The sequence below is a fragment of the Streptomonospora arabica genome, assembly GCF_039531585.1.
Lineage (GTDB): Bacteria > Actinomycetota > Actinomycetes > Streptosporangiales > Streptosporangiaceae > Streptomonospora > Streptomonospora halophila.
Genome location: NZ_BAAAQI010000005.1, coordinates 347,962 through 355,638, shown reverse-complemented (window position 1 = coordinate 355,638; position 7,677 = coordinate 347,962). Strand labels below are relative to the sequence as shown.

General features: G+C 71.5%; 6 protein-coding genes. 3 read left to right on the top strand and 3 right to left on the bottom strand.

The window, feature by feature from the left end; translation table 11 throughout:
• Positions 1–572 precede the first annotated feature (572 nt).
• Positions 573–2,903 (bottom strand): UvrD-helicase domain-containing protein, encoded by a 2,331-nt coding sequence (locus ABD284_RS11725; protein ID WP_344142828.1) that lies wholly within the window; start codon positions 2,901–2,903, stop codon positions 573–575.
• Between the two features lie 144 nt (positions 2,904–3,047).
• On the opposite strand from ABD284_RS11725, the gene ABD284_RS11720 reads away from it, so the two are divergent.
• Together ABD284_RS11720 and ABD284_RS11715 are read left to right on the top strand one after the other, a co-directional pair.
• A complete protein-coding gene (locus tag ABD284_RS11720) occupies positions 3,048–3,773 on the top strand; it encodes a Pr6Pr family membrane protein (protein WP_344142826.1) in 726 nt (241 codons plus the stop codon).
• A 120-nt stretch (positions 3,774–3,893) separates the two neighbouring features.
• Positions 3,894–4,826: a nucleoside hydrolase gene (locus ABD284_RS11715; protein ID WP_344142825.1), complete on the top strand. Its 933-nt coding sequence runs from the start codon at positions 3,894–3,896 to the stop codon at positions 4,824–4,826.
• A gap of 47 nt (positions 4,827–4,873) precedes the next feature.
• Here ABD284_RS11715 and ABD284_RS11710 read toward each other — a convergent pair whose 3' ends face one another.
• The gene (locus ABD284_RS11710) at positions 4,874–5,992 is read right to left on the bottom strand and encodes an FAD-dependent monooxygenase (RefSeq protein ID WP_344142824.1); all 1,119 of its coding nucleotides are present in this window, start codon (positions 5,990–5,992) and stop codon (positions 4,874–4,876) included.
• A gap of 276 nt (positions 5,993–6,268) precedes the next feature.
• On the opposite strand from ABD284_RS11710, the gene ABD284_RS11705 reads away from it, so the two are divergent.
• Positions 6,269–6,817 carry a TetR/AcrR family transcriptional regulator gene (locus ABD284_RS11705; protein WP_344142823.1) on the top strand — a complete coding sequence of 183 codons (549 nt, stop codon included), beginning with the start codon at positions 6,269–6,271 and terminating at the stop codon, positions 6,815–6,817.
• A 176-nt stretch (positions 6,818–6,993) separates the two neighbouring features.
• On the opposite strand, the gene ABD284_RS11700 is transcribed toward ABD284_RS11705, so the two are convergent.
• Positions 6,994–7,668, bottom strand: coding sequence for a response regulator (locus ABD284_RS11700; RefSeq protein WP_344142822.1), 675 nt, complete (start codon positions 7,666–7,668; stop codon positions 6,994–6,996).
• Positions 7,669–7,677 lie beyond the last annotated feature (9 nt).

The following is a 7,677-nucleotide window of genomic DNA, read 5'->3' as shown; positions in this document are numbered from 1 at the left end:
GAAACCACATCCCACCGACGGCGGGGTGGCTCCTCGGGGCCAAAACAAACTATGGCACAAAGAATAAACACGCGCTGTTGAGTTCTCAAGAAGCGACCGCTCATCCGGTACAAGCCCCGGCCCCGCAACCCTGCGGGCCCGCTCAGGCTCTTCCCAAGAGACGGAATCTCCCGGCGGAGTCTTCGGGACCACGTCCCGCGAACTCCGCTTTACGTTTTTGTCCGCATAGCGCGGCCTTTTCTGAATTCTAGCAGAATTCCGAACCGGCGCGAACTCGGCGGTTTCGCTTCTCCGGGCTTCCCGTCGAGGACGGGCCGCCTTTTCCGAAGCTGGTCCCCACTCTACCGGCCGCCGCGAGTGCTCGTGACCGTTCCGGTGAATCGAGTGGAGGAACCGACGCGCCCGCCGGTTTCACTCGGCGCCCGCTGTGTCGGTGCGTCCATCCTACAGGCACTCGCGGAGTGCCCGTCACGCTCCGCGGCCCCGATCGCGGTGCGGCGCGGCGCCGCTCAGCGACCGGCCACCCGTTCCGATTCCGACCCGCGTCCGGTGCCCGCCGGGCGGTCGCCCTGTCAGAGCCTCTCGATCGGGGCGAACTTCACCAGGAAGTCCTTCTCCCCGATGTCCGCTCCGAAGTCGATGCGGGCCTTGGTCTTGTCTCCCGCGCCGTCGACCAGCAGCACCGTGCCCATGCCGAACGAGTCGTGGTTGACCTTGTCGCCCGGGGTCAGCGAGGGCACCTCGCTCCTGCCCTTCCTGGGACCCGGCGACGGGGTGCGTCCGCGCGGCTGGGCCGCCGCCGCGAGCGCCGACTCCGCGCGCCGCCAGTCGACCAGGTCGGTGGGCACCTCGTCGAGGAAGCGCGACGGCGGGTTGAACGACGGCGCACCCCACGCGCTGCGCACCGCCGACCGCGACAGGTACAGCCGCTCCTGCGCCCGCGTGATCCCCACGTAGGCCAGGCGGCGCTCCTCCTCCAGCTCCGACTTCTCGCCCAGCGTCCGCATGTGCGGGAAGACGCCGTCCTCCATGCCGGTCAGGAAGACGACCGGGAACTCCAGTCCCTTCGCGGCGTGCAGCGTCATCAGCGTGACCACGCCGCCGGAGCCGTCCGCGTCGGGGATCTGGTCGGTGTCGGCCACCAGCGACACCTGCTCCAGGAAGTCCACCAGGGTCGGTTCGGGCACGGCCGCGGCGCCCTCCTGCGCGCCGCCCGCGCCCCGGTCCCCTTCGGCGGCCGGCGTGTCCGGGCCGGCCTCGCCGGCTCCCGGCTCCTCCTCGTACAGCGGCCCGGTGAAGCTGTTCTCGAACTCGCGGGCGACCTCGACGAACTCCTCCAGGTTCTCCGCCCGGCTCTCGTCCTGCAGGTCCTTGGAGTTGGCGAGCTCGGAGAGGTAGCCCGTGCGCTCCAGCACGGCCTCGACCACCTCGGACGGCGAGGCCTCCTCGGCGATCCGCTCCAGCTCCTCCAGCAGCGCGACGAAGTCGCGCACGGCGTTCAGCGAGCGCTTGGCCATCCCCTCGATCTCGCCGGCGCGCCGCAGCGCACGCGAGAACGAGGTGCGCTCGCGCGCCGCGAACAGCTCGATGGTCTCCTCGGCGCGGTCGCCGATCCCCCGCTTGGGAACGTTGAGGATGCGCCGCAGGCTGACCGTGTCCTCCGGATTGGCCAGCACCCGCAGGTAGGCCAGGATGTCGCGGATCTCCTTGCGCTCGTAGAACCGCACACCGCCGACGATCTTGTAGGGCAGGCCGGTGCGGATGAACACGTCCTCGAAGACGCGCGACTGGGCGTTGGTCCGGTAGAACACCGCCACCTCGCCCGGCGTGCACCCGCCCTCGTCGGTCAGCCGGTCGATCTCCTGGACGACGAAGGCCGCCTCGTCGTGCTCGTTGTCGGCGACGTAGCCGGTGATCGCCGGGCCCACGCCCTGCTCGGACCACAGGTTCTTGGCCGGGCGGTCGGGGTTGCGCTCGATCACGGCGTTCGCCGCGGTGAGGATGTTCTGCGTCGACCGGTAGTTCTGCTCCAGCAGGACGGTGCGCGCCTGCGGGTAGTCGCGCTCGAACTCCAGGATGTTGCGGATGGTGGCGCCGCGGAACGCGTAGATCGACTGGTCGGCGTCGCCCACCACGCACAGCTCGGAGGCCGGCACCGCGGCGTCGGGGGTGTCCTCGCCCACCAGCAGCCGCACCAGCTCGTACTGGGCGTGGTTGGTGTCCTGGTACTCGTCGACCAGGATGTGCCGGAAGCGCCGCCGGTAGTGCTCGGCGACGTCGGGGAACATCTGCAGCAGGTTGACCGCGATCATGATCAGGTCGTCGAAGTCCATCGCGCCGGCCTCGTGGAGGCGCTGCTGGTAGAGCGCGTAGGCCTCGGCGAGCTTCTTCTCCTGCTCGCTCTGCGCCTGCTCGGCGAAGGTGTCGTAGTCGACCAGCTCGTTCTTGAGGTTGGACACCTGAGCGGAGAACGACTTGGGCGGGAAGCGCTTGGGGTCGAGGTCCAGCTCCTTGCACACCAGCTGCATGAGCCGCCGCGAGTCGGCGGCGTCGTAGATGGTGAACCCGCTGGGGTAGCCCAGCCGCCCCGCCTCGCGGCGCAGGATGCGCACGCATGCGGAGTGGAACGTCATCACCCACATGGCGCCCGCGATCCGGCCGCCCAGCAGCGCCTCGATGCGCTCCTTCATCTCGGCGGCCGCCTTGTTGGTGAAGGTGATCGCGAGCACCTCGCCCGGGCGGGTGCCGCGTGCGGCGAGGAGGTAGGCGATGCGGTGCGTGAGGACACGCGTCTTGCCTGACCCCGCCCCCGCGACGATCAGCAGCGGGCTGCCGGCGTGGGTGACGGCTTCGCGCTGCGGGGCGTTCAGGCCTTCGAGGAGCTGTTCTTGGGAGGACGACACGCTTCCCAGGTTACGGCGGTCGGCGGACGCCCGTACCCGCGTCGGCCGGGCGGCCGGTGCCGGCGCCGCGGCGGCGCGCCGACCTGCGACGGCGGCCGTGCCCGCGGGCGGTAGCGTCGGGCATCGGGAAAGGGGGACGTGCCGATGCCGATCGCCGTCGCGCTCTACCGGACCGCCGTGGCCGGGGTCGCCCTCGCCGGGATCACCATGGAGGTGGCGCGCTCGGAGTCGCCGCACCCGTTCGTGTACTTCACCATCCAGAGCAACTGCGTGCTCGCCGTGTGCTTCGCCTTCGCCGCGTGGTCGGTGTGGCGCGGCCGGGCCGGGCCGCCGGGCGGCCTCAAGGGCGCGGCCACCCTCTACATCCTGATCACCGGGCTGGTGTTCAACTTCGTGCTCTCCGACGGCCCGACGCAGGTTCCACCGGCCGGCGCGGGGGAGCTGGTCGGCCGGCCGTGGTGGGTCGTGGACTCCAGCGACCTGCTGCACACGGTGGCGCCGATCGCGGCCGCGGCCGACTTCGCGCTGTTCGACCGGCACGGGCGGCTGCGCTGGTACCACGCCGCGGTCTGGCTGGTGTACCCGCTGGTCTACGTCGTGTTCACCACGTTGCGGGGCGCGCTGCTATCCGGCGCCGGTTATCCCTACTTCTTCGTCGACGTGTCCCTGCTGGGCTACGCCGGGCTGGGGCGCAGCGTGCTGCTCTACGGCACCGCCTTCCTGGTGCTGGGCCTGGTGCTGGTGGCGGCCGACCGGCTGCTGGGGGCACCGGCGCCGGAACGCGTGCTGTCGCGGCTGCGCGGCGAGCGGCCCGCTCACGGCGCTCCCCCGATGCCGGCCAGGGAGTCGACCGGGGTCCGCACCCGCTGACCGGCGGCGCCGACGGCCGCCGCACGGCCTCTAGGCTGTCCGTGCGAACACCCGTTCCCGGCGCGAGCGCGGTCCGCTTCGGCCGGGGCGGCGGAAACCACACGGCAGAAGGGCTGGACGGTGCGAATCTACGTCGACTGCGATCCGGGGATCGACGACGCGTTGGCTCTGGCCTACGTGACGGCCCAGCCTGATGTCGAGCTGGTCGGCGTGGGCTCGGTCTTCGGCAACAACCTCGTGCCGACGACCACGGACAACGCACTGCGGCTGCTGGAGCTCTACGGCCGCCCGGACGTCCCCGTGGCGCGCGGCGCCGGGCGCGCGCTGGCGCAGCCGCCGCGCCCCGCCCTGCACGTCCACGGCGAGAACGGCCTGGGCGAGGTCGAGCTCCCCGAGCCGGCCGCCGCACCGGTGGAGCTCTCCGCCGCCGAGACGCTGGTCCGCAGCGCGCGGTCGGCGCCGGGCGAGATCGACGTCCTGGCTCTGGGGCCGCTGACCAACATCGCCCTCGCCCTGAGCATCGAGCCCGACCTGCCGCGGCTGCTGCGCCGCGTGGTGGTCATGGGCGGCGCGGTGCGCGCGCCCGGCAACACCGCACCGCTGGCCGAGGCCAACGTGGCCTCCGACCCCGAGGCCGCGGACGTGGTGCTGGGCGCCGGGTTCGACACCACGCTGGTCGCGCTGGACGTCACGATGCGCACCGTGGCCGACGGGGACTGGCTGGACGGGCTCGACCGCGTCGCGGGGCGGCGGGCCGAGACCACCGCGGCGATCCTGCGCTTCTACACCGACTGGTATTCGGGGATGTTCGGCGTACGCAAGTGCGCCATGCACGACCCGCTTGCGGCGGCCGTCCTGATCGACCCGACGCTGGTGACCGACGCGGTCGAGGTGCCGGTCCGCGTGGAGCTGCGCGGCGAGCACACGCGCGGCCAGACCGTCGCCGACCTGCGCCTCAACCGCGACCGCACCGACGGGCGCCCGGCCGTGACACTGGTGGGCGACGTGGACGGCGAGGCGTTCTTCAAGCGGATGACCGACGCGCTGCGCTGACGCTCCAGTGAACCCGGCGGGGATGCCGAGGTTTTCCGCGTGCGGTGTCACAGCACGTCGGTGCTCCCCGCTTGCAGGGCCTCGTTGCGCGCCTCGATGGCCTCCCAACTGGCCGGCAGGATGAAGTCGCGGCCGCCGCCGGCGCCGTCCTGGGCGTGGGCGACGTAGGGGCGCTGCCGGGCCTCGTACCGTTCGAAGGCGGCGGCGTGGTCGCCGCCGCACTGGTCGAGTTCCTCGGCGAGGATGCGGGCGCCGGTGAGCGCGAGTGACGTGCCCCTGCCGGAGAGGAAGGCCGGGCTGTACCCGGCGTCCCCGACGAGGACGACGCGGCCGCGGTGCCACGAAGGCGCATGGATCTGGCTCGCGGAGTCGAAGAACAGGTCGGGGGCCGTGCGGACCGCGTCGAGCAGTTCCGGGATCCTCCACGACCGGTGGCCCGTGAAGGCGTCGACGATGATCCGCTTCTGGGCGTCCAGGTCGCGGCGGTCGTACTCGAGCGGTTCCGAGCGGAACTGGAATACAGCAACGGCAGTGTCCTTGTACCGGAAGACGGCGGCCATCCGACCGGGAACGTTGTGCATCGCGTTGACGCCCTCCGACCGCTCCTCGCCGGGAAGGGGGACGATCGCGATGTAGACGCCGAGGTGCCGGAGGAAGTCCTCCTCAGGGCCGAAGGCCAGCCCGCGTACGGCGGAGTGCTGGCCGTCGGCGCCGAGCACGAGGTCGTAGCGCCCTGTCCGGCCGGAGGCGAAGCGCACGCCGACACCGTCGCCGCCGTCGTCGTCCAGGGCCTCGATCGAGTCGCCGAAGCGGATCGCCGCGGTGTCCGGGAGCGCGTCGGCGAGCACGCGCACCAGGTCGGCACGGAGGATTTCGATGTCGTCGTCGGAGTCGTTGATCTGGTCCACGGGGACGCGGGCAACCGGCTCGCCGTCGCCGTCGACGAACCAGGTGGATTCGGTCATCCGCAGGCGCCGTTCGCGGATCTTCGCGAGTAGGCCCATGCGCTCCACGACCTCGTTCGCGTCGCCGCGGATGTCGATGGGTGTGCCGGCGAGCCGGAGCTGGTCGTCGTACTCGACGACGGTGACCTCACTGCCGCGTTCGCCGAGCTCGAGTGCTGCGGCGAGGCCGGCGATCCCGGCTCCGGAGACGAGGATTCTCACGCTGTGCGCTCCAAGGGTAGCTGGCGGTGCGGGTCGGTGCGCCTGGCCGCGGTCCACTGTGAGCACGGGAATGCAGAGCGGTGCGGTCGTGAACGGGGGCGGTTGCGCCTTCCCGACCTTTAAAGCAACGATCTGTTGCTTTAAAGGAGTCTACGTGCGAACGGTTTGCACCGCAATGCCGAGGTGGCGACAATCGGTACGCCAGCGCGAGCGAGGGGGTGATCAGGAGTGGCCGACCGATCGCCGACGCGGCGCCCCGGAGGCCGCAACGCGCGGGTGCGAGCACAGATCCTCGCCGCGACCGCCGAACTCGTCGCGCGGGACGGCATCGTGGGCTTCCGCTACGAGGAGGTCGCCGAACTCGCCGGCGTGCACAAGACCAGCGTCTACCGCAATTGGCCCGACCGCGAGGAACTGGTCGCCGACACCCTGCTCAGCTACGCCGAGGACCTCGCATCGGTCGCCGACACCGGCGACATACACCGGGACCTCGCGGACTTCCTGGTGGCCCTGGCCGACGGTCTGAGAACACCGTTCGGCCGGGCGCTCGAACAGGCCCTTCAGCCGACCCTGCAGAGCCCTCCCGCCCAGCAGGTACTGACCAGGATCTTCGACCAGCGAGTGGCCGCCATACGGCGGCGGTTGGAGGTCGCCGCCGACCGGGGCGAGCTGCCCCCGGTGGACAGCGCATTCCTCGCCGAGATGATCTCCGGTCCGATGCACCTCATCGTCAACCGCGGCGTGCGCCCGTTCACCCGCGCCGACGCGAAGCGCATCGTCGACGTGGTACTCGGCGGTATCCGGGCGACGGCGCCGCACGCCTGAAGCCGCGGGGCTGCGCGCCGGGCCGGTCGCGCCGGTTCGCGACGAGGGCCCGAGAGCGGCGGCCGACCGGGCGCTGCGGACGTGGATGCCGGCGGCACCGGGTTACCCGGCGACACGTGATCGACCGGAGTTCGAGGCGATCGCTCACGGTTTCCCGTCAGCCACCCGACCGTCTCTCAGACGAGCTTGCGGGCCGTGGCCCACCGGCTCAGCTCGTGCCGGTTGGAGAGCTGGAGCTTGCGCAGCACCGAGGAGACGTGGGTCTCGACGGTCTTGACCGAGATGAACAGCTCCTTGGCGCACTCCTTGTAGGCGTAGCCGCGGGCGATGAGCCGCAGCACCTCGCGTTCGCGCTGGGTGAGCCGGTCGAGCTCGGGGTCCATGGGAGGGGCGTCGGTGGCGGAGAACGCGTCGAGCACGAACCCGGCCAGGCGCGGCGAGAACACGGCGTCGCCGTCGGCGACCCGGACGATGGCGTCGGCCAGCTCCCGCCCGGAGATGGTCTTGGTGACGTAGCCGCGGGCGCCGCCGCGCACGACCCCGATGACGTCCTCGGCGGCGTCGGAGACCGACAGCGCCAGGAAGCGGATCTCGGGGTGGCGGGACAGGACGCGGCGCAGGACCTCGCTGCCGCCCCCGCCGGGCAGGTGGACGTCGAGCAGCACCAGGTCGGGCTGCTTCTCGGCGATCACCTGGACTGCGCTGTCGACGTCGCCGGCCTCGCCGATCACGTCCACGGCGTCGCCCAGCTCGCCGCGGACGCCGCTGCGGAACAGCCGGTGGTCGTCGACGATGACGACGCGGGGCGGGGTGCCGCTTTCGGCGAAGGTCGCGGTGTTCTCGTCTTCCACACCACGGAC

Excerpts from the sequence above, each read along its gene's own strand:
- ABD284_RS11720 (WP_344142826.1), top strand. The coding sequence starts at position 3,048 with ATGCCGATCGCCGTCGCGCTCTACCGGACCGCCGTGGCCGGGGTCGCC.